This window comes from Serratia sp. CY56464, assembly GCF_052168435.1.
Classification (GTDB): Bacteria; Pseudomonadota; Gammaproteobacteria; order Enterobacterales; family Enterobacteriaceae; genus Serratia; species Serratia marcescens.
This window is the reverse complement of the sequence record NZ_JBJNMV010000004.1, coordinates 1-24402: the sequence shown is the minus strand read 5'-3', so window position 1 is coordinate 24402 and position 24402 is coordinate 1. Positions and strand designations below refer to the sequence as shown.

Sequence of the window (24402 nt, the reverse complement as noted above, 5' to 3'; positions counted from 1 at the left end):
TTAAACCGCGGAGGCTCCCGAAACGATCTCGGTGAGTTCCTGAGTGATGCTGGCCTGACGCGCCTTGTTGTATACCAACTGCAGCTCTTTGATCAGGCTACCGCCGTTATCGGTTGCGGCTTTCATCGCGACCATTCGTGCGGCCTGCTCGCTGGCCAGGTTTTCCACGACGCCCTGATAAACCTGCGACTCCACATAGCGGCGCAGCAAGGTATCAAGCAGCACTTTTGGATCGGGTTCATACAGGTAATCCCAAGGCGTTTTCTTCAGCTCTTCGTCATCGGCTGGCGGTAACGGCAGTAGCTGAAGCACTTGCGGCTCTTGGGACATCGTATTAACAAATTTGTTGCTGACAATGTACAGCTTGTCCAAACGACCTTCGTCGTAGGCCTGCAGCATCACTTTCACCGGCCCGATCAGATCCGACAGGGAAGGTTTGTCCCCCATGCCGGTCACCTGGGCAACCACGTTGCCGCCCACGGAACCAAAGAAAGAGGCCGCTTTAGAGCCAATCAGCGCCAAGTCGGTTTCGACGCCTTTTTCGGACCAGGCTTTCATCTCCGCCAGCAGCTTTTTGAACAGGTTGATGTTCAAGCCGCCGCAGAGACCACGGTCAGTAGACACCACCAGATACCCGACGCGCTTAACGTCACGCTCATCCAGGTACGGGTGCTTGTACTCCAGATTCCCTAACGCAAGGTGACCAATCACTTTGCGCATGGTCTCTGCATAAGGACGGCTGGCCGCCATGCGATCCTGCGATTTACGCATTTTGGAGGCGGCGACCATTTCCATCGCTTTAGTGATCTTTTGCGTGTTTTGCACGCTAGCGATCTTACTACGTATCTCTTTTGCGCCGGCCATCTCTGCTTCTCCTCAGTGCCAGACGGCCTGCTGTCTTTCAACAGCAGGACCGTTCGGCGTTACCAGGACTGGGTTTTCTTGAAGGTCTCGAGGACGTCTTTCAACTTGCCCTCGATCTCATCATTGAAGTTGCCAGTTTGGTTGATGTGGTTCAGCAGTTCGGCGTGCTCGCGATCCGCATAGGCTACCAGCGCGGCTTCGAAGCTCACCACTTTGGCGACTTCGACGTCGTTCAGGTAACCGCGTTCTGCGGCAAACAGCACCAGAGACTGTTGTGCAACCGACATCGGCGCATACTGTTTCTGTTTCAGCAGCTCGGTCACTTTCTGACCGTGGCTCAGCTGTTTGCGGGTCGCGTCGTCCAGATCGGAGGCGAACTGGGAGAACGCAGCCAATTCACGATACTGCGCCAGCGCGGTACGGATACCGCCGGACAGTTTCTTCATGATCTTGGTCTGCGCGGCGCCACCAACACGGGATACGGAGATACCCGGGTTAACTGCCGGACGAATACCGGAGTTGAACAGGTTGGATTCCAGGAAGATCTGACCATCGGTAATCGAGATTACGTTGGTCGGAACGAACGCGGAAACGTCACCCGCCTGGGTTTCAATGATCGGCAGAGCGGTCAGTGAACCGGTTTGGCCTTTAACTTCACCTTTGGTGAAGGCTTCAACGTATTCGGCGTTGACGCGCGCTGCGCGCTCCAGCAAGCGGGAGTGCAGGTAGAATACGTCGCCTGGGTAAGCTTCACGACCTGGCGGACGACGAAGCAGCAGGGAAATCTGGCGGTAAGCAACGGCCTGTTTGGACAGGTCATCGTACACGATCAGCGCGTCTTCACCGCGGTCACGGAAGTATTCGCCCATTGCGCAACCGGCGTATGGCGCCAGGTATTGCAGTGCGGCGGATTCGGAAGCGGTCGCCACCACCACGATGGTGTTGGCCAGTGCGCCGTGCTCTTCCAGTTTGCGCACCACGTTAGCGATGGTGGACGCTTTCTGGCCGATAGCCACGTAAACGCATTTGATGCCGGAGTCGCGTTGGTTGATGATCGCATCGATCGCCAGCGCGGTTTTACCGGTCTGACGGTCACCGATCACCAGCTCACGCTGGCCACGGCCGATTGGAATCATGGCGTCAACGGATTTGTAGCCAGTCTGAACCGGCTGATCAACGGACTGACGCTCGATAACGCCTGGCGCGATAGCTTCTACCGGAGAGAAGCCGTCGTTCTCAATCGGGCCTTTGCCGTCGATTGGCGCGCCCAGGGTGTTAACTACGCGGCCCAGCAAACCACGACCGACTGGAACTTCCAGGATACGGCCGGTGCATTTAACCTTCATGCCTTCGGCCAGATCCGCGTACGGACCCATGACCACGGCACCGACGGAGTCGCGCTCCAGGTTCAATGCGATTGCGTAACGGTTGCCAGGCAGCGCGATCATTTCGCCCTGCATAACTTCGGCCAGGCCGTGTACGCGGATGATCCCGTCGCTGACGGAAACGATAGTACCTTCATTGTGAGCTTCGCTCACTACATTGAACTGAGCAATGCGCTGCTTGATCAGTTCGCTGATTTCGGTGGAATTCAGTTGCATGCTCCAGTCCCCTTAAGACTGCAAGACGTCTGTCAGGCGTTCAAGACGACCGCGAACGCTGCCATCAATCACCATATCGCCGGCGCGAACAACGATGCCGGCCAGTACAGACTTGTCAATTTTGCAATTCAGCTTAACTTTGCGTGACAGACGTTTTTCCATCGCAGCGGCGATTTTCGCCTGCTGTTCGTCGTTCAGCGCGCTCGCAGAGAGCACTTCGACTTCGACGGTGGATTCCAGCGAGGCGCGCAGTTCGATGAACTGCTGCAGCACGGCAGGAAGAACCAGTAAACGTCCATTTTCGGCCATTACACGGATAAAGTTCTGGCCATGTTCGTCGAGCCGATCGCCACAAACCGCGATGAACGTCTTGGACAGCGTTTCTGGCGCAACCGCGCCAGACAGCAGTTCAGAAATCTGTTCATTGCGAGTGACTTCAGCCGCAAACGCCAGCATGTCCTGCCAGCGCTCTACGCTTTGGTGCTCAACGGCAAAGTCAAAAGCTGCTTTGGCGTAGGGGCGAGCTACAGTTACAAATTCAGACATCAGCCCCTCCCTCCTTACAGTTCAGCGACCAGTTTATCAACGATGTCGCTGTTAGCAGCTTCATCCACGGAACGTTCGATGATCTTCTCGGCGCCGGCAATTGCCAGCATCGCGACTTGCTTACGCAACTCTTCACGAGCGCGCTTACGTTCGGCTTCGATCTCAGCCTGAGCCTGCGCCACGATTTTGTTACGTTCCTGCTCGGCTTCGGCTTTCGCTTCATCCATGATCTGAGCTTTGCGTTTGTTCGCTTGCTCGATGATCACCTGAGCTTCTGCTTTGGCAGTTTTCAGCTGGTCGGTCGCATTGGCTTGCGCTAAGTCCAGATCTTTTTTGGCACGCTCTGCAGAAGCGAGGCCGTCAGCGATTTCTTTCTGACGTTTCTCGATGGCAGCCATGATCGGCGGCCATACGTACTTCATGCAGAACCAGACAAACAGAACGAACGCGATGGCCTGGCCGAGGATTGTTGCGTTAAGATTCACAGCACAATGCCTCTTTAAAAGTTAATAGTTTGGTTACGTCGTAGAGGGTTGCTCTACTTACGCGACGGCGAACATCACGTACAGACCCAGACCTACAGCGATCATCGGGATGGCGTCGACCAGACCCATAACGATAAAGAACTGTGTACGCAGCAGAGGAATCAGGTCAGGCTGACGAGCAGCGCCTTCCAAGAATTTACCACCCAGGATGCCGATACCGATCGCAGCACCGATTGCCGCTAAACCCATCATCACAGCGGCAGCCATGTACAGCAGATCCATACTCAGGTTTTCCATGACAGTCTCCAGTTTGTTTCAGTTTAAAAGTGCAAGTGTTTTAAGAAAATCAGTGCTCTTCAGACGCCATCGACAGATAGACGATCGTCAGAACCATGAAAATAAAGGCTTGAAGCGTAATGATCAGGATGTGGAAGATAGCCCAAGGCAAGCTCAGGACCCACTGTGACCACCACGGCAACAGGCCGGCAATCAGGATGAAGATCAACTCACCCGCATACATGTTGCCGAACAGTCGCAGACCCAGTGAAACAGGTTTGGACAGCAGGCTGACACCTTCAAGAATCAGGTTGATAGGAATGAATACAGGGTGGTTGAACGGCTGCATGGTCAACTCTTTAACAAACCCGCCAACGCCTTTCATTTTGATGCTATAGAACAGAATCAGGATAAACACGCCCAGCGCCATCGACAGCGTGACGTTCACATCGGCGGTAGGCACGACGCGCAGCGCAGGCAGGCCGAGGATGTGTTCGCCAACGTAAGGCAGGAAGTCGATGGGCAGCAGGTCCATCAAGTTCATCAGGAACACCCAGACGAACACGGTCAGCGCCAGCGGCGCAATCACCTTGCTCTTGCCGTGGTACATGTCGCGCACGCTGCTGTCGACGAAACCGACCACCAGCTCCACGGCGGTTTGCAGTTTACCCGGCACGCCGCTGGTGGCGTTTTTGGCCACTTTGCGGAAGATCACCAGGAAAAGCGCCCCGAGGACGACGGAGAAAAACATCGAGTCGATGTTGATCGACCAGAACCCAGTCCCGACCTGAAGCTGCGTCAGGTGGTGACCGATATACTCCTGTGGAGTCAAGACTTCTCCTGCAGACATGATGCCTCTTACCCTTATTTAGTTAAGTTCGGTAACTGTTAATCACGGCCGGTGCCACTATCTGCACCACTAACACCGCTAAATAGGTCAGGCCAAGCGGTATAAACTCCGCCTTGAACACCCCCAGCGCCACGATCAGCAAAACGATGGTGATCACGACCTTTAGCCCCTCGCCGATGGCGAACGACCAGGCAACCCTACCGGGCGCCGGCGTTTGCGCCTGATGGCGCAAGGCAAACAGCATAAACATTGCACTCGGCAACCAGGCGGCGAGACCGCCTGCCAGCGCCGAAGCGCTCCATTCCGGGCTTTTCAGCCAGAAAGCAACGCTGATCAGAACAAAAGTCATTAACTGCAAAAACAGCAGTTTGCGTGCGACTTTCCCGCTGTAAAGGGACACAGACATGACGTTTGTTCTCTCCGTACCCCAGAGGGGGTATGCTGAGTGACGTATACAACTGTTTTTGCTGTCCTGAGTCAAGCAGCAAAAAACGAGCAAATTATACGGGGCATACCAACGAATTCAATCGATAAGTAGCGAAAAGGTGAACAATTATTTAAATTTCCCTATTCCAGCCTATTTTCACAAGAAAACGGTCGGAATAATAGGGCGCATTTAATTGTCTGATTATTCCAGCGTTGCGTTTAGAAACGCGAAGCCGATCACAGTAATGTCCCTTCCTGATTTATAGCCGATGGTCAACCAAACCGTCTTTAGCAATTTGAGCGATCAAAAAATTATATAAATCAAAACATTACCAGTTAACTGTTCAAAAACAATCCGTATACCCGATGAAAACCTTTTATTGACAAGCAGCGGGGCAATATTCCAACAGCCAATTAACATTAGCAGCAAACGCCAATCTTTCGCACATGATTGCTAACGTGACTATTTCCAAATGCAATTACTCTATTGTCGCTAATTAGCCGCGTTTTTTGTGTTAATAGAAAGTAAATTAACTAAAAAAAGCGACCAACTAATTAGCCTGCTTACCTTTCTGCTTGGTACGACCTTTAATTCACGCTTGTTTGATCAAAAGCAAACTCAGTTTGCCTTAAGAATCACCAGATGACGTTCGCCTTCCAGTTCAGGCACCTGCAGCCGCACGATGGACTCCAGGCTAACGCCAGCCGGCAGCTGCGTCAGTTCTTCATCCGGACGCACGCCTTTCAACGCGTAAAAACGCCCCTGCCCTTTCGCCGGCAGGTGATGGCACCAGGACAGCATATCCTGCAGCGAAGCGAATGCCCGGCTGATCACGCCATCGAACGGCGGCTCGGCCGGAAACGCTTCGACGCGGCTCTGCACCGGCTCGATATTGTTCAGGCCCAGCTCATGCTGCACCTGACGCAGAAAACGCACGCGCTTGCCCAGGCTGTCGAGCAGCGTGAAATGCGCGTCCGGGCGCACGATCGCCAGCGGAATGCCCGGTAAACCGGGGCCGGTGCCGACATCGATAAAACGCGAGCCCTGCAGATGCGGATTGACCACAATACTGTCGAGGATGTGGCGCACCAGCATTTGTTGCGGATCGCGCACCGACGTGAGGTTATAAGCCTTGTTCCACTTATCCAGCATGCCGACATAGCCCAGCAGCTGCTGTTTCTGCTGATCGGGCAGCTCAATGCCAGCTGCCGCGAGCAGCGAGTCTAATTTTTTTTGCACAACGGATCCTCTGGCAGGCGCTGAACGACCAGCGGATGGTTAGCTGGCGCAATGAGGCGACTATGATAATTCAGGGCGCAAGTGATGTCAGCGGCCGTTTGGCTACGGGTTGAGCAAACGGCCGCCTGGATGCGGGATTTATGCGCTGCGGCGCAGCAGTCCCTGCTTTTTCAGCCAGATCAGCAAAATCGAGATCGCCGCTGGCGTAATGCCGGAGATGCGCGAAGCCTGGCCGATGGAGTTCGGTTTGTGATCGTTCAGCTTGGCGATCACTTCGTTCGACAGTCCCGAAACCTGACGGTAGTCAAGATCCAGCGGCAGCACGGTATTCTCGTTGCGCTGCTGTTTTTCGATCTCTTCCTGTTGGCGAGCGATGTAGCCTTCGTATTTGACCTGGATCTCGACCTGCTCGGCGGCTTGGACGTCGTCCAGCGGCGGCGCGAAGGCGTCGGTGCCGGTCAACTGCGCGTAATCCATCTCCGGGCGACGCAGCAGTTCTTCGCCGTTCGCTTCACGCGACAGCGGCGCTTTCAGCAGCACATTGACCTGTTCGACGTTCTCGGCGTGCGGATGCATCCAGATGTCGCGCAGGCGCTGACGTTCGCGTTCGATTCGCTCCAGCTTCTCGCTGTAACGCGCCCAACGCACGTCGTCCACCAGGCCCAGCTCGCGGCCTTTTTCCGTCAGGCGGAGATCGGCGTTGTCTTCGCGCAGCATCAGACGATACTCGGCGCGAGAGGTAAACATGCGGTACGGCTCTTTGGTACCAAGGGTGCTGAGATCGTCCACCAGCACGCCGAGGTAGGCCTGATCGCGACGTGGCGCCCAGCCCTCTTGTTCATCGGCGAAACGCCCGGCATTCAGACCGGCCAGCAAGCCCTGCGCGGCGGCTTCTTCATACCCGGTGGTGCCGTTGATCTGGCCGGCGAAGAACAGGCCCTGAATGAATTTGCTTTCCAGCGTAGGTTTCAGATCGCGCGGATCGAAGAAATCGTACTCGATGGCATAACCAGGGCGAATAATACGCGCGTTCTGCATTCCTTCCATCGAACGGACGATCTGCATCTGCACATCGAAAGGCAAGCTGGTGGAAATCCCGTTAGGGTAAATCTCGTTGCTGGTCAGCCCTTCTGGCTCAAGGAAGATCTGGTGCGCGTTGCGATCGGCAAAACGCATGACCTTGTCTTCGATCGACGGGCAGTAACGTGGGCCGATCCCTTCGATGATCCCGGCATACATCGGGCTGCGATCGAGGTTATTGCGGATCACGTCATGGGTTTTTTCATTGGTGTGGGTGATGTAGCACGCCATTTGTTCCGGGTGCTGGCTGGCATCGCCCAGGAAAGAGAATACCGGCACCGGCGTATCACCGTGTTGCGGCGCCAGTACGCTGAAATCGATAGTGCGGGCGTCGATGCGCGGCGGCGTACCGGTTTTCAAGCGGTTAACGCGCAGCGGCAGTTCACGCAAACGCTGCGACAGCGAGATCGAAGGAGGATCCCCGGCGCGGCCGCCGCTGTAATTCTCCAAGCCGATATGGATCTTGCCGTCCAGGAAGGTGCCTACGGTCAATACCACCGCCTTGGCGCGGAATTTCAGGCCCATTTGTGTGACGGCGCCGACTACGCGATCGTTTTCGACGATCAGATCCTCAACCGGCTGTTGGAAGATCATCAGGTTGGGCTGGTTCTCCAACGCGGTACGGATCGCCTGGCGATACAAGACGCGATCCGCCTGAGCGCGAGTAGCGCGAACGGCAGGGCCTTTGCTGGCGTTTAGTATCCTAAACTGGATGCCGGCATGGTCGATCGCCGTCGCCATCAAGCCGCCGAGCGCATCAATTTCCTTAACCAGATGCCCTTTACCAATACCGCCAATCGCCGGGTTACAGGACATCTGTCCCAGCGTATCGATATTGTGTGTCAATAATAAAGTCTGACGTCCCATGCGCGCCGCGGCCATGGCGGCCTCGGTACCTGCATGGCCACCACCGATGATGATGACGTCAAATTGATCTGGATAAAACATGGAACTGCACCTCGCCGTATTGCGAACGATCGTATTTGCCCTGGGGTCGGGGATTCTACTCAAGTTTAGACGATCGACCAAGTGGTCCGGATCGTCGGTAATTAAAAGAAGATCTTTTTTATTTAAAGATCTCTTTATTAGATCTCTTATTAGGATCGCGATCCTCTGTGGATAAGTGACTATTCACGATGAAGATCAGCAGATTAAGGAGGATCGTTTGCTGTGAATGATCGGTGATCCCGACGCAGATAAGCTGGGATCTAAAAGGCTTGTTATGCACAGGACAAAAAGCGCTCTACGGTTGTTATTGGGATAACTACGGCTTTTACCCTGCTTTTAAGCTTAGTTATCCACAATCGTTCGCGCGATCTTTAGACGAATTAGAGTAAATTAATCCAGTTTTTTACCCATTCCTCGGCCGGATCCTCGGGAATTTCATGCTCGGTCACGTCGATCTCGAGACGATCGCCGATCCTTTTAGCGCCTCTGGCGATCAACAGATCGTCGATCTGTTTGATCGCGCCGCAGAAGGTGTCGTATTCCGAACTGCCCAAACCGACGGCGCCGAACTGCACCTCGGAAAGATCCGGCTGCTGCTCAGCGATCTGTTCCAGCAGCGGTTGAAGGTTATCCGGCAGTTCGCCGGCGCCGTGCGTGGAAGAGACCACCAGCCAGCGGCCGGTCAACGGCAGTTCATCCAGTTCAGGGCCGTGCAGCATCTCGGTAGAGAAACCCGCGTCTTCCAGCTTTTCAGCCAAATGTTCAGCCACGTATTCGGCGCTGCCAAGCGTACTGCCACTGATCAGAGTAATGTCTGCCATGAACCAACGATCCCAACCTTCTCACTCAAAGTGGCTGCATTGTACGCTGTGAATCGGCTGGGATCTACCTGTGGATAATGTGGGTATGCAATTTGGCGGGTTACGGCACGATGGTGCGCATAATGGGGTTCTGCAGCGAGATCAGCGTTTCGGTAGACTGGATCTCATCGATGGTCTGGATCTTGTTGATAAGTACCTGTTGCAACGCGTCGATCGATCGGCACATTACCTTAATAAAGACGCTGTAGTGGCCGGTGGTGTAATAGGCTTCCACCACTTCTTCCAGGCTTTCCAGCTTCTTCAGCGCCGAAGGGTAATCCTTGGCGCTCTTTAAGATGATGCCGATAAAGCAGCACACGTCGTAGCCCAGCTGTTTGGGGCTGACGTCGATGCGCGCGCCGGTGATGATCCCGGCCTGCTTCATCTTCTCCACCCGCACATGAATAGTGCCGGGGCTGACGGCGAAGTTTTTCGCCAGTTCGGCGTACGGTGTGCGCGCATTGTCCATCAGGGCGTTGAGAATGCCGCGATCGAGATTATCGATCTGATAAATTTCCGCCATTTAATCCCCCATTAATTAACGATTGTTGAATTCTGTCCGGGTAAAAATGAACGATTAAAAGTGAAAAGGCAATATTGATTAATGGATATTGAATAGTCGTGTCATTTTGTTGCTTAATCGATGGCAACAGAGACAGGTTTACAAGAGATACGGCAATGAAAAAACAGTTTATCCAAAAACAACAACAAATCAGCCAGGTCAAATCCTTCTTCTCCCGCCAGCTGGAGCAACAGCTCGGTCTGATCGAAGTGCAGGCCCCGATCCTTAGCCGCCTGGGCGACGGCACGCAGGATAACCTTTCCGGCAGCGAGAAAGCGGTGCAGGTCAAAGTCAAAACCTTGCCGGACGCCACCTTCGAAGTGGTGCATTCGCTGGCGAAATGGAAACGCAAAACCCTGGGCAGCTACGATTTCGGTGCCGGCGAAGGCCTGTATACCCATATGAAGGCGCTGCGCCCGGATGAAGACCGTCTGACGCCAATCCACTCGGTGTACGTCGATCAGTGGGACTGGGAGAGGGTGATGGGCGACGGTGAGCGCAGCCTGGACTACCTGAAAAACACCGTGCGCAGCATTTACGCTGCGATCAAGGCGACGGAGGCGGAAGTCAGCCGTGAGCATGGCCTGACCCCATTCCTGCCGGAACAGATCCACTTCGTGCACAGCGAAACCCTGCTGCAGCGCTATCCGGATCTGGACGCCAAAGGGCGTGAGCGAGCGATTGCCAAAGAATTGGGCGCGGTGTTCCTGATCGGCATCGGTGGCAAGCTGTCGCACGGCAAATCGCACGATGTGCGTGCGCCGGATTATGATGACTGGACTACGCCGACGGCGGATGGACTGGCGGGCCTGAACGGCGATATCGTGGTGTGGAACCCGGTGCTGCAGGACGCTTTCGAGCTGTCTTCCATGGGCATTCGCGTCGACGCCGCGGCGCTGAAACATCAGCTGGCGCTGACCGGCGACGAAGAGCGCATGAAGCTGGAATGGCACCAGTCGCTGCTGCGCGGCGATATGCCGCAGACCATCGGCGGCGGCATCGGTCAGTCGCGTTTGGTGATGCTGCTGTTGCAGCTGTCGCATATCGGCCAGGTGCAGTGCGGTGTGTGGTCGCCGGAAGTGCGCGGCGCGGTCGAAGGCCTGCTCTAACCGCCTAGCGCCGCCAGCGGCGCATCAAACGGCTTTTCAACCCGGTATCAAAGCGCCAGATATGATCGAAGATGCGCATGATGCCGGGTTTGCCGTAAGCGGACATCGCCACCGCGTGGAAACGTTGCTGGTGGCTTTGTTGCTGCTGTTTCACCTTCTTTATTACCTCCTCCGGCAACCGCTGGGCGATAAAATCGGAAATGATCACCGCATCGGCGTCGAACCAGCCGCTCTCCGCCATTTTGGTGACGGTGGCGTTCAGGCAGGCCGCCAGATCGGTGCCGCCGCGAAACTGCTGGCCGAGAAAGCGCACCGCTTGTTCGATGCCGCTGGCGGCGGTGAGTTCGTAATGCACGATCTGGTTGGCGAACAGCATGATATAGCAGCGGCGGTTGTCCGCCAGCGCAATGCGCAGCAGCGCCAGACAGAAGGCCTTGGCGCACTGTTCGTTAAAACCGCCCATCGATCCGGAGGTGTCCACGCAGACGATAAACGGCCCGCGCGGCTGTTGATCCTGCTGCTGGTGAGTGACCTGGCGGATCAGGATCTGTTCCTGCCAGACGTCGCCTTGCAGACGGTAGCTCAGCAGCCGCTTTTCCAACAGGCGGCGGTAGAACTCGAATTCCAGCTCTTCTATCCCCAGCGTCGCCAGCTCCGGCGGCAGCAGGCGCAGGATGTCGTCGCTCTGATGAATGCCGCTCACTTCTTCCGGCAGCGTGGCCGGCACCTGCACCATGACCCTGAACGGCTCCGGCTGCGCGTCCTGTTGCTGCACCGCCTTGGCCTGATAGCTGCGGCCCAGCTGTTGCGCCAGCTTTTTCAGCTCCGGCTGCTGCTGCAAAAAGTTGCCGTACTCCACCAGCCGCTGGTAATCGCCACGCTGCAGCTGGCCTTTGCTCATGTCCCACAGCCTGCCGGCGGCGGTGTCATTTTCCGACAGCAGCGGCTCCAGCGCGCCGCTCAGCGCCAGGCGCTCCTGCAGCTCCGCCATCAGCTGCTCGCGCTCTTGTTCCAGCAACTGGTGGTGCAGCATGGTGGCCTGCAGCGTCAGGCTGATGCGCCAGCGCTGCAGAAACAGGGTTTGAAAGCTGTCGTCAAGCGGGTGATTGGGCAGATCGGCGGCGTCCACCAGCGCGCGCGCCTGTTCATAAAACGGTGAGACCAGCTGGCGCAGCAGTTCCATCGTGTCGTTGAGGTTGTGATAAAACTGGGTGTTGTTCTCCAACTGGCACTGTTGGTAGCGGTAAAATTCCTGCGCCAGCGCCGGCGGCACCATCGCCTCCTGCAGACGTTCCTTAAGCTGCAGCTTCCAACGCGGCAGATCGCGATCCAGCGCCCGGCGAAGGGCCGGAAACTTTTTAAAGAATACCGACAGCTGCGGCGCCGCCAGCATGCCGACGATCATCTCCTCGATCATCTCGCCTTCGGTGATCGCCAGCAGCAGATCGAGCGTCTCCAGACTGAGCATGGTTACTGGCCGCGCATTTGCTGCAGTTGTTGTTTAACCTGTTCCGCGACCTGCAGCAGACTGGCTTCGATCTTGGCCAGGCCGGCGGCGGGCGTGAACAGACAGGGCTGATGTTGGCTGAAGGCGCGGCGTTGCTCCGCCAGGCGCTGGGCCAATCCGTCCATTTCATCCAGCAGCGCCTGTGGCGTGGCGGTGGCCTGTTTGCCCGGCAGCGCCAGCAACGATGGCTGGCGGCTGACGTCCAACACCGTGAGGTGTAGTTGATCGTCCACGTCCAAATCGATCGGCTGCGCGAAGCCGATGCCATTTAGCTTGGCGCGCACGTCGCCGCCTTTTTGCAGCCAGTTGTCCAGCGCGCTGCTTTCGATGCTCAGATGATTGACCTGAATGTCGTGCAGCTGCAGCGGTTTTTGCAGCAGCAGGGTGAGGGTGCCGCCGGGGAACGGCGTGGCCGGCGCGTATTGCGGTTTACGGCTGAACATGCCGCCCTTTTTCACCAGGCTGATGGCCTGCCGATCGCTTTGCTGTTGCTGGTCCTGCAGCCAGCGGGTGTGGATCTGTTGCAACTGGATCAGCATCGATTGTTGCTGATAGGCTGACTCGGTCAGCAACTGATCGATCTGCTGTTGCAGCAGTTTCAGCGAGGTGAGATCGTGCCACAGGCAGTCTTTCAATAGCATCAGGTCGAGCGGGGCGATGGCGTCGCGCCCGCTGAAGAAGGCGCAGGCTTGCAGCAGGCGCAGGGCTTTTTTCCAGCGCCGATCGGAGACGTAAGGCGCCTGCTCCAGCGCATCCAGCCGCTGGCGCAGCTGGAAGATCAGCTCAAAACAGGCTTCCGGCAGCGCGACTTTGTCGATCTGCGGTTGCCACTGCAGAAACTCTTCGTCGCTGATGCTCAGCGCTGCCGGCACCGGGTTTTGGCTTTCGCTCTGGCGGTTGACCAGCAGCGAGCGGAAATTCTGTTTATCCTGCACCTTGTCCAGCCACAGACGGATCAGCATGCGGTCATATAAGGCTTCGAGGCTGTTGTCCGCTTCGGGCAGTTCGTTGGAGGCGGTGACCAGCAGGCGCAGCGGGATCGGTTCTTCGCTGTTGCCGTTGCGAAAACGGCGTTCGTTGATCGCCGTCAGCAGCGTGTTAAGGATCGCCGGGCCGGCCTTCCAGATCTCGTCCAGAAACACGATCTCCGCTTCCGGCAGATAGCCGGCGGTCAGACGCTGATAGCGCCCCTCATCTTTCAGCGCCTGAATAGATAGCGGGCCGAAGACCTCCTCCGGCGTGGAAAAACGCGTCATCAGGTATTCAAAGGAGCGGGCGTTGCGGAAGGCAAACTTCAGCCGGCGCGCGATCAGGCTCTTGGCGATGCCGGGCGGGCCGAGCAGGAATACGCTTTCGCCGCTCAGCGCCGCCAGCAGGCACAGACGGATTGCCTCTTGCCGCTCATAAAGACCGCTCTCCAGCGCGTTGCTGAGGCGGGAAATTCGTTCTGCCAGAAGGGATGATGGCGTCATATAATTGTCGCATTGTCCGAGAGTTAGCCAATCTTGGTCGATAATCCGATGATAAACCACCATTATTTTTAGTGGTATAGCCTGTTGATTAGTAATATTTTTCTAAGTTAAGCCGGATATTCGGTTCACATTTTGTTTATTTTTCGGCTCTGATATAAGGGTAGGCAAGCGGTATAAATGGTGCATACTGTGCGGCTTTCTGGTGGGCGTGACGGATCTTTGAGCCCGTATTTTGCCTGATGCGGATGCATCGCTAACGGATGTTCTGATAAAGAAACGAATTATGAGCGCAGAGCATAAGCAGTCCTTATCGGCGGTAACCTTGGCTGCCATCGGCGTGGTCTACGGTGATATCGGCACCAGCCCTCTCTATACGTTGAGAGAGTGTTTCTCCGGCCATTACGGCTTCGATGTTCGTCCAGACGTGGTTTTCGGCTTCCTGTCGCTGATTTTCTGGATGCTGATCGTGATCGTTTCCCTCAAATATCTCACCTACGTGATGCGCGCGGACAACGCCGGCGAGGGCGGCATTCTGACGCTGATGTCGCTGGCCGGGCGCAATACCTCGGCGCGCACCACTGCGGTGTTGGTGATACTGGGCCTGATCGGCGGCAGCTTCTTCTATGGCGAGGTGGTGATCACCCCGGCGATCTCGGTGATGTCGGCGATAGAGGGGTTGGAAATCGCCGCGCCTGCGCTTGACGCCTATATCGTGCCGCTCTCCATTCTGGTGCTGACGCTGCTGTTCGTTATCCAAAAGCACGGCACCGGCAGCGTCGGCAAGCTGTTCGCCCCGGTAATGCTGCTGTGGTTCATCGTGTTGGCGGTGCTGGGCGCGCGCAGCATCATTTCGAACCCGGAAGTGCTGCAGGCGCTGAATCCCAAATGGGCGCTCAATTTCTTCATGGAATATAAGAAGGTGTCGTTCTTCGCGCTGGGGGCGGTGGTGTTGTCGATCACCGGCGTCGAGGCGCTGTATGCCGATATGGGGCACTTCGGCAAGTTCCCGATCCGTCTGGCCTGGTTCACCGTGGTGCTGCCTTCGCTGGTGCTCAACTACTTCGGCCAGGGCGCGCTGCTGCTGAAAAATCCTGAGGCGATCAAAAACCCGTTCTTCCTGTTGGCGCCTGATTGGGCGCTGATCCCGCTGCTGATTCTGGCGACCCTGGCGACGGTGATCGCTTCGCAGGCGGTGATTTCCGGCGTCTTCTCGCTGACTCGCCAGGCGGTGCGCCTGGGCTATCTGTCGCCGATGCGCATCATTCACACTTCGGAAATGGAATCCGGCCAGATCTACATTCCGGTGATCAACTGGACGCTGTACATCTCGGTGGTGCTGGTGATCATCGGCTTCGAGCACTCCAGCAACCTGGCGGCGGCGTACGGCATCGCGGTCACCGGCACCATGGTGTTGACCAGCATTCTGGTCACCTCGGTGGCGATCAATAACTGGCACTGGAATCGCTTCCTGGCGATCGGCATCGTGACCATCTTGCTGATCATCGACGTGCCGATGTTTTCCGCCAACGCCCTGAAGCTGTTCTCCGGCGGCTGGCTGCCGCTGACCTTGGCGCTGGTGATGTTCATCATTATGACTACCTGGAAGAGCGAGCGTTTCCGCCTGTTGCGTCGTCTGCATGAGCACGGCAACTCGCTGGAGGCGATGATTGCCTCGCTGGAGAAATCGCCGCCGGTACGGGTGCCGGGTACCGCGGTGTTCTTGTCGCGCGCCACCAACGTCATTCCTTTTGCGCTGCTGCACAACCTGAAGCACAACAAGGTGCTGCACGAGCGTGTGGTGTTGCTGACGCTGCGCACCGAGGATGCGCCTTACGTGCACAACGTGCGCCGGGTAACCATCGAGCAGCTGTCGCCGACCTTCTGGCGGGTGGTGGCCAGCTACGGCTGGCGTGAAACGCCGAATGTCGAGGAAGTGTTCCACCGCTGCGGGCTGGAAGGGTTGCCGTGCCGCATGTCGGAGACGTCGTTCTTCATGTCCCATGAATCGCTGATCCTCACCAAGCGGCCATGGTACCTCTACCTGCGCGGCAAACTGTTCGTCGCTCTGAGCCGCAATGCGCTGCGCGCGCCGGATCAGTTCGAAATTCCGCCGAACCGGGTCATCGAACTCGGCACGCAGGTCGAGATCTAATCCGCCTGACAGGGGCTCAGCATGGCTGAGCCCCTTTTGTTTGCGCTTTGTCCGTGTGCGAACGAAACGTTTCGATAACGATCACACTTCTGCATTGTCCTGGTTGCCTTCCCCTGCCGTTTTTTTAAACTCCTCCAAAGAGCGAAACGTTTCGCTAGCGGAGTGAGAAGATGAAAAAAGGCGTATTACTGAATTCCGACGTGTCTGCCGTGATTGCCCGGCTGGGGCATACCGACCAGCTCACTCTGTGCGACGCGGGCCTGCCGATACCGGCGGAAACGCAGCGCATCGATCTGGCGCTGACGCAGGGCGTGCCGACCTTCATGCAGGTGTTCGCGGCGGTCACGCAAGAGATGCAGGTAGAAAGCGCCATCCTGGCGGAAGAGATCGTGAAACAGAATCCGTCGCTCCACGAGGCGCTGCTGGCGGAACTGACCGCACTGGGCCAACGCCAGGGTAACACCATCAGCGTGCGCTATATCAGCCATCAGGCGTTTAAAGCGCAAACCGAGCACAGCCGGGCGGTGATTCGCAGCGGGGAGTGTTCGCCTTACGCGAACGTGATCCTGTGCGCCGGCGTAACTTTCTGAGGCGTTTATGCAACCTTTACTGCAACTGAAAGGGATTGATAAAGCCTTTCCCGGCGTGAAGGCGCTTTCTGGCGCCGCCCTCAGCGTCTATCCCGGCAAGGTGATGGCGCTGGTGGGGGAAAACGGCGCCGGGAAGTCCACCATGATGAAAGTGCTGACCGGCATCTACCAGAAAGACGCCGGCAGTCAGTATTTTCTCGGTAAAGAGGTGGTATTCAACGGGCCCAAGGATTCGCAGGAAGCGGGCATCGGCATTATCCATCAGGAGCTGAACCTGATCCCGCAACTGACGATTGCGGAAAACATCTTCCTCGGCCGCGAGTTCGTCAACCGTTTCGGCCGCATTGACTGGAAGCGCATGTACGCCGAGGCCGATCGCTTGCTGGCGCGCCTCAACCTGCGCTACAGCAGCCATCGGCTGGTGGGCGAGCTGTCGATTGGCGATCAGCAGATGGTGGAGATCGCCAAGGTGCTGAGCTTCGAATCGAAAGTGATCATCATGGACGAACCGACCGATGCGCTGACCGATACCGAAACCGCCTCGCTGTTCAAGGTGATCAACGAGCTGAAGGCCGAAGGGCGCGGCATCGTGTATATCTCGCACCGCCTGAAAGAGATTTTTGAAATCTGCGACGACGTGACGGTATTTCGCGATGGGCAGTTCATCGCCGAGCGGCCGGTGAGCGAGCTGCAGGAAGATTCGCTGATTGAGATGATGGTCGGCCGCAAGCTGGAAGAACAATACCCGCGCCTTGATTTGCCGCGCGGGGAAAAGCGGCTGGACGTCAGCCACCTTTCCGGCCCCGGCGTTGAAGACATCAGCTTTACGCTGTATCGCGGCGAGATCCTCGGCGTGGCCGGGCTGATGGGCGCCGGGCGCACCGAATTGATGAAGATCCTGTATGGCGCCGCGCCGCGCAAGGCCGGCACCGTCAACCTCGACGGCCGCGAGGTAGTCACCCATTCGCCGCAGGATGGGTTGGCGAACGGCATCGTCTATATCTCGGAAGACCGCAAGCGCGACGGCCTGGTGCTGGGCATGTCGGTGAAGGAAAACATGTCGCTGACCGCGCTGCGTTACTTCAGCCGCGCCGACGGCAGCCTGAAGCAGGCCGACGAGCGGCAGGCGGTGGGGGACTTCATCCGCCTGTTCAATATCAAAACGCCGTCGATGGAGCAGCCGATCGGTCTGCTTTCCGGCGGCAATCAGCAGAAAGTGGCGATCGCCCGCGGCCTGATGACCCGGCCGAAGGTGCTGATCCTCGATGAGCCGACGCGCGGCGTCGACGTCGGCGCCAAAAAAGAGATCTATCAGTTAATCAACCAGTTCAAACAGGAAGGGCTGAGCATCATTCTGGTGTCTTCGGAAATGCCGGAGGTGATGGGCATGAGCGATCGCATTCTGGTGATGCACGAAGGGCATCTCAGCGGCGATTTCCCGATTGAACAGGCCACCCAGGAAGCGTTGATGGCGGCAGCCGTCGGCAAGCAATACGGCGTAAAGCAGGAGTAATCAGATATGAGTTCCCAGACTATCGCAGCTAAGCGCTGGTTCAGTAAAGAGTGGCTGTTAGAGCAGAAGTCGTTGATTGCGCTGCTGGTGCTGATCGCCGTGGTCTCTTCCATGAGCCCGAACTTCTTCACCCTGAACAACCTGTTCAATATTCTGCAGCAGACCTCGGTGAACGCCATCATGGCGGTGGGGATGACGCTGGTGATCCTCACGTCCGGCATCGATCTGTCGGTGGGATCGCTACTGGCGCTGACCGGCGCGGTGGCGGCGTCGATCGTCGGCTTTGAGGTCAACGCGCTGGTGGCGGTGGCGGCGGCACTGGCGCTGGGCGCCGCGGTTGGCGCCTGCACCGGAGTGATCGTCGCCAAAGGCAAAGTGCAGGCCTTTATCGCCACGCTGGTGATGATGCTGTTGCTGCGCGGCGTCACCATGGTGTACACCAACGGCAGCCCGATCAACACCGGTTTCACCGATGTGGCCGACACCTTCGGCTGGTTCGGCATCGGCCGTCCGCTGGGCGTGCCTACGCCGATCTGGATCATGGCGATCGTGTTCATCGCCGCCTGGTATATGCTGCACCATACGCGCCTGGGCCGCTATATTTATGCCCTGGGCGGCAACGAAGCGGCGACCCGTCTGTCCGGCATCAGCGTCGATAAAGTGAAGATTATCGTCTACTCGCTGTGCGGCCTGCTGGCGGCGTTGGCTGGGGTAATCGAAGTGGCGCGCCTGTCGTCGGCGCAGCCAACCGCCGGCACCGGCTATGAGCTGGACGCCATCGCCGCCGTGGTGCTGGGCGGCACCAGCCTGGCCGGCGGCAAGGGGCGCATCGTCGGCACGCTGATCGGGGCGCTGATCCTCGGCTTCCTGAACAACGGCCTGAATTTATTGGGTGTTTCTTCCTACTACCAAATGATCGTGAAGGCAGTGGTGATACTGCTGGCGGTTCTGGTAGATAACAAAAGCAACAAGTAACCTCCCCCTACAGGAATCACGATGATGAAAATGAAAAAACTGGCAACCTTAGCCTCCGCCATCGCGCTGAGCGCCACCCTGAGCGCCAATGCCATGGCCAAAGACACCATCGCGCTGGTGGTGTCCACCCTCAACAACCCGTTCTTCGTTTCGATGAAGGATGGTGCGCAGCAAGAGGCCAACAAGTTGGGCTACAACCTGGTGGTGTTGGATTCCCAGAACAACCCGGCGAAAGAGCTGGCCAACGTGCAGGATCTGATGGTGCGGGCGCCCAAGCTGCTGTTGATCAACCCGACCGACTCCGACGCGGTGGGTAACGCCATCAAGATGGCCAACCAGGCTAAGATCCCGGTCATCACGCTGGACCGTGTGGCGAGCAAGGGCGACGTGGTGAGCCACATCGCTTCGGATAACCGCGTGGGCGGCAAAATGGCCGGCGACTTCATCGCCAAGAAAGCGGGCACCGATGCCAAGGTGATTCAGCTGGAAGGCATTGCCGGCACCTCCGCCGCGCGTGAACGCGGCGAAGGCTTCAAACAGTCGCTGGATCAGAATAAATTCACACTGCTGGCCAGCCAGCCGGCCGATTTCGATCGCACCAAGGGTCTGAACGTGATGCAGAACCTGCTGACCGCTCACCCGGATGTGCAGGCGGTATTTGCCCAGAACGATGAAATGGCGTTGGGCGCGCTGCGTGCGCTGCAAACTGCCGGTAAAACCGACGTGATCGTGGTAGGCTTCGACGGCACCGCCGACGGCGTGAAAGCGGTCGAAGGCGGCAAGCTGGCGGCGACCGTGGCGCAGCGCCCCGATCAGATCGGCGTGATCGGCGTGGAAACCGCCGATAAGGTGCTGAAAGGCGAAAAAGTGCCGGCGACCATCCCGGTGGATTTGAAGCTGGTCACTCAGTAAGTCATTCCAGCGCCATCGGAACGGGGCGTTTACGATGGCGCGCAATTCAGGAATCAATGCGATGGAAACAGGTAAGCTGGTGGTTCTTGGCAGCATCAATGCCGACCATATCCTCAATATTGAACAGTTCCCCCACCCGGGCGAAACGGTGATCGGGAAACAGTATAAGGTGGCGTTTGGCGGCAAGGGCGCGAATCAGGCGGTGGCGGCCGGGCGCAGCGGGGCGGAGATCGCCTTTATCGCCTGCGTAGGCGCCGATGATATCGGTGAGCGTATCCGCCGGCAGCTGGCGAGCGATCGCATTGATACTCAACCGATTGAAGCCATCGCCGACAGCACCACCGGCGTGGCGCTGATCTTCGTCAACGCCGAAGGCGAGAACGTGATCGGCATTGATGCCGGCGCCAACGCCGCGGTGACGCCGGATTACCTGGCGCGCTACCAACAAAAAGTCATCGACGCCGATGCCCTGCTGATGCAGCTGGAGTCGCCGCTGGAGACGGTGATCGCCGCCGCCCGCCTGGCGAAACAACATCAAACGCAGGTGATCCTCAACCCGGCCCCGGCGCGCGAGCTGCCGGACGAGCTGCTGGCCATGATCGATATCATCACCCCGAATGAAACCGAAGCTCAGCGCCTGACCGGCATCGCCGTGGACAACGACGACGATGCGGCGCGTGCGGCGCAGGCGCTGCACGACAAGGGCATCGCGACGGTGATCATCACCCTCGGTAGCCGCGGCGTGTGGCTGAGCGAAAACGGCAACGGCAACGGCAAACGGGTGCCCGGCTTCAAGGTGCAAGCGGTGGATACCATCGCCGCCGGCGATACCTTTAACGGTGCGCTGGTGACCGCCCTGTTGGAAGGCAAGGTCATGGCCGACGCGGTGCGTTTCGCCCATGCGGCGGCGGCGATCGCCGTGACCCGCCCAGGCGCGCAACCTTCGGTGCCGTGGCGTGAAGAGATCGACGCCTTCTTGCAGCAGCAGGGGTGATCCTTTGGCCACCATGAAAGATGTCGCCCGCCTGGCGGGCGTTTCAACTTCTACCGTTTCGCATGTGGTCAACAACAATCGCTTTGTCAGCGACAGCGTGCGCGACAAGGTCATGGCGGCCGTGGAACAGCTGAACTATGCGCCTTCCGCGCTGGCGCGCAGCCTGAAGCTCAATCAGACGCGCACCATCGGCATGCTGGTGACCGCCAGCAACAACCCGTTTTATGCCGAAGTGGTGCGCGGCGTGGAGCGCAGCTGCTATGAACGCGGCTACAGTTTAATTCTGTGCAATACCGAAGAAGACGCCGCGCGCATGAACCGCAGCATGGAGACGCTGCTGCAAAAGCGCGTCGACGGTTTGCTGTTGATGTGCACCGAAAACCACCGGCCATCGCAAGATGCCCTGAGCCGCTACCCGTCATTGCCGATCGTGATGATGGACTGGGCGCCGTTCGAGGGCGCCAACGACATTATTCAGGATAACTCGCTGCTGGGCGGCGAGATGGCGACCGACCATCTGATCGCCCGCGGCTACCGCAAGATCGCCTGCATCGCCGGCCCGCAGGATAAAACCACCGCCCGTCACCGACTGGAAGGTTATCGCAACGCGATGCGTCGCGCCGGATTGCCGGTTCCGCCAGGGTATGAAGTGCATTGCGACTTTGAGTTTGAGGGCGGGGTAAACGCCATGCGCCAACTGCTGGCGCTGGACGAGCCGCCGCATGCGGTGTTCGCCGGCAACGACGCGGTGGCGGTAGGCGTTTATCAGGCGCTGTATCAGGCCGGGCTTTCCGTGCCGCAGGATATGGCGGTGATGGGTTACGATGACATTGAGCTGGCGCGTTATTTGGCGCCACCGCTGAGCACCATTCACCAACCGAAGGATTCGCTGGGCGAATTGGCGATCGATGCGCTGATCAACCGCCTGCAGAACCCGGAGCGCGCACCCCAGGTGCTGGTGCTGACGCCCGAGCTGGTGGAACGCGCCTCGGTGGGGCGCCGTTAACTGGCCGCCTTCGCTTCTTTCTTGCTTTCCTGGCCGCTGATCAAATTGCGGCCATCTTTCCTTCTCAGCAACATAAACACCAGCGCCGACGCCACGGTGACGATCCCCATGGTGATAAAGGTGTAATGGAAGTGGTCGATCATGGTGCCTAACGACAGGGATTCGTAAAAACGCAGCACCGCCGCGCTGATCGCCACGCCGAAGCTGATGGACAGCTGTTGGGTGACCGCCAGGACGCTGTTGCCGGCGCTGGCGTTGGCGTCGTTCAAATCCGCCAGGCTGATGGTGTTCATGGCGGTGAACTGGGTGGACATCGCCATGCCCAGCACGAACAGCGGCAGGATCATCAGCCACAGCGGCATGCCCGGGCTTTGCAGGGCGAACTGGGCGATCAGCACCCCGATGATAACGGTGATGCCGACCAGCGTTTTACGGTAGCCGAACCAGCGCAGTACCTGAGTGACGGTGGATTTCGCCATCAGCGAGCCGATGGCGGTTGGCGCCATCATGCAACCGGCGACGATCGCCGTGTAGCCGAATCCCACCTGCAGCATGAGCGGCATTAAAAACGGCACGCAGCCGGTGCCCAGTCTGGAGGCGACGTTGCCGGCGATGCCGACCGAGAAGGTGCGGGTTTTGAACAGGTCGAGACCGATCAGTGGCTGAGGATGGCGGCGTGCGTGCGCGATGTAGCCGAACAGCATTACGAAGCCGCTGAGCAGAATGCCCAGCGAAACGTAGCTGGCCAGCACCCGCTCGCCAAACAGCTCCAGCCCGGTGGAGATCAGCACCAGGCTCAGGCCGAATAGCATAAAGCCAAGGAAATCGAAGCGGCGTTTGGGCGTGGTGAAGTCCGGCATGTATTTGCGTGCATAGAAGATGCCGAGCAGACCGATAGGGATATTGATCAGGAAAATCCAGTGCCAGGTGGCGTAGGTTACCAGCCAGCCGCCCAGCAGCGGCCCCAGAATCGGCCCGACCAGGCCGGGCATGGTGACGAAGTTCAGCACCGGCAGCAGTTCGCTGCGCGGGTAGGCGCGCAGCAGCGCCAAGCGCGCGACCGGCATCATCATCGCGCCGCCGATGCCCTGCAGCACGCGAGAGGCAACCAGCGCGCTCAACGTAGGAGACAAGGCGCACAGCAGCGAACCGAGGGTGAATAACGTGACGGCGAAGATGAATACCCGTCGAGTGCCGAAGCGATCCGCCAGCCAGCCGCTGACCGGGATCAGCATTGCCACCGTCAGCGTGTAGCTGATGACGGCCGATTGCATCGCCAGCGGCGAACGCCCCAGGCTTTGGGCGATCGCCGGCAGCGCGGTGTTGAGGATAGTGGCGTCCAGCGCCTGCATAAAGAACGCCATTGCGGCGATCCACGGTAGTCCTGCCATACTGCGCGCGGATTGGGTCATGGTCGGTCCTGGTTAAATGGTCGTCTGTCCCTCGTCTCTTTCTTCTATATATAAGCGGGGAGCGTGTCTAGTCTTTCTCTTTCAGCAGTACCTGGCAGGCGACGAGGGCGCCTGCGCTGTCTCCGGCGAGTATCGCATCGACGATAGCCTGATGATGGCGCAGCTTGATCACTTCATTGCCGGTGATGGCGCGGAAGTAGCTTTGGTACACCGAACTGAACAGGTTGGCGAACGAGGTCAGGAACGGGTTGCCGCTGGCCTCGTAGATGAGCTGGTGGAATTGGGTATCGACCTGGATCCAACGCTCGCGATCAAACTGGGTATGCAGCGCGCGCATTTCCGCCATCAGCCCCGCCAGCAACTTGGTTTGCTGCGGGCTGGCGTGGTTTGCCGCCAACGCGCAGGCCTGCGGCTCCAGCGAGGTGCGCAAGATAAGGAAGTGTTGCATCACCTGATCGAAGTTTTCCCGCGTCATCCACCAGGTCAGTAAATCTTGATCGAGGAAATTCCATTGGCTTTGCGGCATCACGCGGGTGCCAATGCGCGGGCGCGGCAATAACATGCCTTTGGCGGCTAACATCTTCACCGCTTCGCGCACTGCGGTACGGCTGACGCCGAATTGCTCGCCCAGTTCCATTTCACCAGGCAGAATGCTGCCGGCCTGATAATCGCCTGCCAGAATTTGTTGGCCGAGTTTTTCTGCAAGCAGATAAGAAAGATTGCGTTGGGCGGCCTGTTGTTGTGCATTTAACGGCATGGCTGCGGATCCTTACTGACATCGTTATTTCTATTTTACTCCAGTGATCGCCAGCTTTTATGGCTGTTTGCCTGAAAAAGTGACATAAATTCGCCGCTTTTTCGCCCTTTTGTTGAAAAAAAACGCGCTTGAAAAGTTTTTTGCATTTAGGGGTTGCGGCCTGCCGAGAACTCCCTATAATGCGCCTCCACTGACCGGGAACAACGACTGACAAGCCGCCGGGTCAGCGAGAAGAAAGCGAAATAAACGCTTGACTCTCCGGGCG

23 protein-coding genes are annotated in these 24402 nt (G+C 57.8%); 8 read left to right on the top strand and 15 right to left on the bottom strand.

Annotated features, from left to right (window positions below; translation table 11 throughout):
- The 11 genes from atpG to asnC form a co-directional block, all read right to left on the bottom strand.
- The gene (atpG, locus tag ACJ8KE_RS18205) at nucleotides 1–864 is read right to left on the bottom strand and encodes a F0F1 ATP synthase subunit gamma (RefSeq protein WP_004933811.1); all 864 of its coding nucleotides are present in this window, start codon (nucleotides 862–864) and stop codon (nucleotides 1–3) included.
- A gap of 59 nt (nucleotides 865–923) precedes the next feature.
- Complete coding sequence (atpA, locus tag ACJ8KE_RS18200) at nucleotides 924–2465, bottom strand: F0F1 ATP synthase subunit alpha (protein ID WP_016929618.1); 1542 nt, start codon at nucleotides 2463–2465, stop codon at nucleotides 924–926.
- Nucleotides 2466–2477: 12 nt separating this feature from the next.
- Nucleotides 2478–3011: a F0F1 ATP synthase subunit delta gene (gene atpH / locus ACJ8KE_RS18195; RefSeq protein ID WP_015376133.1), complete on the bottom strand. Its 534-nt coding sequence runs from the start codon at nucleotides 3009–3011 to the stop codon at nucleotides 2478–2480.
- Nucleotides 3012–3025: 14 nt separating this feature from the next.
- Nucleotides 3026–3496, bottom strand: coding sequence for a F0F1 ATP synthase subunit B (atpF, locus tag ACJ8KE_RS18190; protein ID WP_004933804.1), 471 nt, complete (start codon nucleotides 3494–3496; stop codon nucleotides 3026–3028).
- Nucleotides 3497–3553: 57 nt separating this feature from the next.
- The gene (gene atpE, locus ACJ8KE_RS18185) at nucleotides 3554–3793 is read right to left on the bottom strand and encodes a F0F1 ATP synthase subunit C (protein ID WP_004093904.1); all 240 of its coding nucleotides are present in this window, start codon (nucleotides 3791–3793) and stop codon (nucleotides 3554–3556) included.
- Between the two features lie 49 nt (nucleotides 3794–3842).
- Nucleotides 3843–4622 (bottom strand): F0F1 ATP synthase subunit A, encoded by a 780-nt coding sequence (atpB, locus tag ACJ8KE_RS18180; protein WP_015376132.1) that lies wholly within the window; start codon nucleotides 4620–4622, stop codon nucleotides 3843–3845.
- Between the two features lie 22 nt (nucleotides 4623–4644).
- Nucleotides 4645–5028: a F0F1 ATP synthase subunit I gene (atpI, locus tag ACJ8KE_RS18175; protein WP_004933796.1), complete on the bottom strand. Its 384-nt coding sequence runs from the start codon at nucleotides 5026–5028 to the stop codon at nucleotides 4645–4647.
- A gap of 639 nt (nucleotides 5029–5667) precedes the next feature.
- Nucleotides 5668–6288, bottom strand: coding sequence for a 16S rRNA (guanine(527)-N(7))-methyltransferase RsmG (gene rsmG, locus ACJ8KE_RS18170; protein WP_015379471.1), 621 nt, complete (start codon nucleotides 6286–6288; stop codon nucleotides 5668–5670).
- A gap of 138 nt (nucleotides 6289–6426) precedes the next feature.
- Entirely contained in the window at nucleotides 6427–8316 is a 1890-nt protein-coding gene (gene mnmG, locus ACJ8KE_RS18165) for a tRNA uridine-5-carboxymethylaminomethyl(34) synthesis enzyme MnmG (protein ID WP_033639108.1), read from the bottom strand.
- 380 nt (nucleotides 8317–8696) lie between these two features.
- Entirely contained in the window at nucleotides 8697–9137 is a 441-nt protein-coding gene (gene mioC, locus ACJ8KE_RS18160; RefSeq protein ID WP_016929621.1) for an FMN-binding protein MioC, read from the bottom strand.
- A gap of 100 nt (nucleotides 9138–9237) precedes the next feature.
- Nucleotides 9238–9699 carry a transcriptional regulator AsnC gene (gene asnC, locus ACJ8KE_RS18155; RefSeq protein WP_004933786.1) on the bottom strand — a complete coding sequence of 154 codons (462 nt, stop codon included), beginning with the start codon at nucleotides 9697–9699 and terminating at the stop codon, nucleotides 9238–9240.
- Between the two features lie 155 nt (nucleotides 9700–9854).
- On the opposite strand from asnC, the gene asnA reads away from it, so the two are divergent.
- Nucleotides 9855–10847, top strand: a complete 993-nt coding sequence (gene asnA, locus ACJ8KE_RS18150; protein WP_016929623.1) for an aspartate--ammonia ligase — start codon at nucleotides 9855–9857, stop codon at nucleotides 10845–10847.
- Nucleotides 10848–10851: 4 nt separating this feature from the next.
- On the opposite strand, the gene viaA is transcribed toward asnA, so the two are convergent.
- Together viaA and ravA are read right to left on the bottom strand one after the other, a co-directional pair.
- The gene (gene viaA / locus ACJ8KE_RS18145; protein ID WP_004933781.1) at nucleotides 10852–12315 is read right to left on the bottom strand and encodes an ATPase RavA stimulator ViaA; all 1464 of its coding nucleotides are present in this window, start codon (nucleotides 12313–12315) and stop codon (nucleotides 10852–10854) included.
- A gap of 2 nt (nucleotides 12316–12317) precedes the next feature.
- Nucleotides 12318–13826: an ATPase RavA gene (gene ravA, locus ACJ8KE_RS18140; RefSeq protein ID WP_016929624.1), complete on the bottom strand. Its 1509-nt coding sequence runs from the start codon at nucleotides 13824–13826 to the stop codon at nucleotides 12318–12320.
- 283 nt (nucleotides 13827–14109) lie between these two features.
- Between ravA and kup the strand changes: the two genes are divergently transcribed.
- The 7 genes from kup to rbsR all read left to right on the top strand — a co-directional run bounded on the left by kup (nucleotide 14110) and on the right by rbsR (nucleotide 21968).
- A complete protein-coding gene (kup, locus tag ACJ8KE_RS18135) occupies nucleotides 14110–15978 on the top strand; it encodes a low affinity potassium transporter Kup (protein WP_015379467.1) in 1869 nt (622 codons plus the stop codon).
- Between the two features lie 170 nt (nucleotides 15979–16148).
- The gene (rbsD, locus tag ACJ8KE_RS18130; protein WP_016929625.1) at nucleotides 16149–16568 is read left to right on the top strand and encodes a D-ribose pyranase; all 420 of its coding nucleotides are present in this window, start codon (nucleotides 16149–16151) and stop codon (nucleotides 16566–16568) included.
- 7 nt (nucleotides 16569–16575) lie between these two features.
- On the top strand, nucleotides 16576–18081 hold the full coding sequence (gene rbsA / locus ACJ8KE_RS18125; protein WP_442517332.1) for a ribose ABC transporter ATP-binding protein RbsA: 1506 nt from the start codon (nucleotides 16576–16578) through the stop codon (nucleotides 18079–18081).
- Nucleotides 18082–18087: 6 nt separating this feature from the next.
- The gene (gene rbsC, locus ACJ8KE_RS18120; protein ID WP_004933766.1) at nucleotides 18088–19056 is read left to right on the top strand and encodes a ribose ABC transporter permease; all 969 of its coding nucleotides are present in this window, start codon (nucleotides 18088–18090) and stop codon (nucleotides 19054–19056) included.
- A 24-nt stretch (nucleotides 19057–19080) separates the two neighbouring features.
- The gene (rbsB, locus tag ACJ8KE_RS18115; protein WP_049299635.1) at nucleotides 19081–19968 is read left to right on the top strand and encodes a ribose ABC transporter substrate-binding protein RbsB; all 888 of its coding nucleotides are present in this window, start codon (nucleotides 19081–19083) and stop codon (nucleotides 19966–19968) included.
- Between the two features lie 61 nt (nucleotides 19969–20029).
- Nucleotides 20030–20962: a ribokinase gene (rbsK, locus tag ACJ8KE_RS18110; RefSeq protein ID WP_079450349.1), complete on the top strand. Its 933-nt coding sequence runs from the start codon at nucleotides 20030–20032 to the stop codon at nucleotides 20960–20962.
- Between the two features lie 4 nt (nucleotides 20963–20966).
- Nucleotides 20967–21968, top strand: coding sequence for a ribose operon transcriptional repressor RbsR (gene rbsR, locus ACJ8KE_RS18105; protein ID WP_025160301.1), 1002 nt, complete (start codon nucleotides 20967–20969; stop codon nucleotides 21966–21968).
- On the opposite strand, the gene mdtD is transcribed toward rbsR, so the two are convergent.
- Both mdtD and ACJ8KE_RS18095 read right to left on the bottom strand, forming a co-directional pair.
- The gene (gene mdtD / locus ACJ8KE_RS18100) at nucleotides 21965–23380 is read right to left on the bottom strand and encodes a multidrug transporter subunit MdtD (RefSeq protein WP_025160302.1); all 1416 of its coding nucleotides are present in this window, start codon (nucleotides 23378–23380) and stop codon (nucleotides 21965–21967) included. The two genes, rbsR and mdtD, sit on opposite strands and share 4 nt — an antisense overlap.
- Nucleotides 23381–23447: 67 nt before the next feature.
- A complete protein-coding gene (locus ACJ8KE_RS18095) occupies nucleotides 23448–24137 on the bottom strand; it encodes a FadR/GntR family transcriptional regulator (RefSeq protein ID WP_004933751.1) in 690 nt (229 codons plus the stop codon).
- Nucleotides 24138–24402 lie beyond the last annotated feature (265 nt).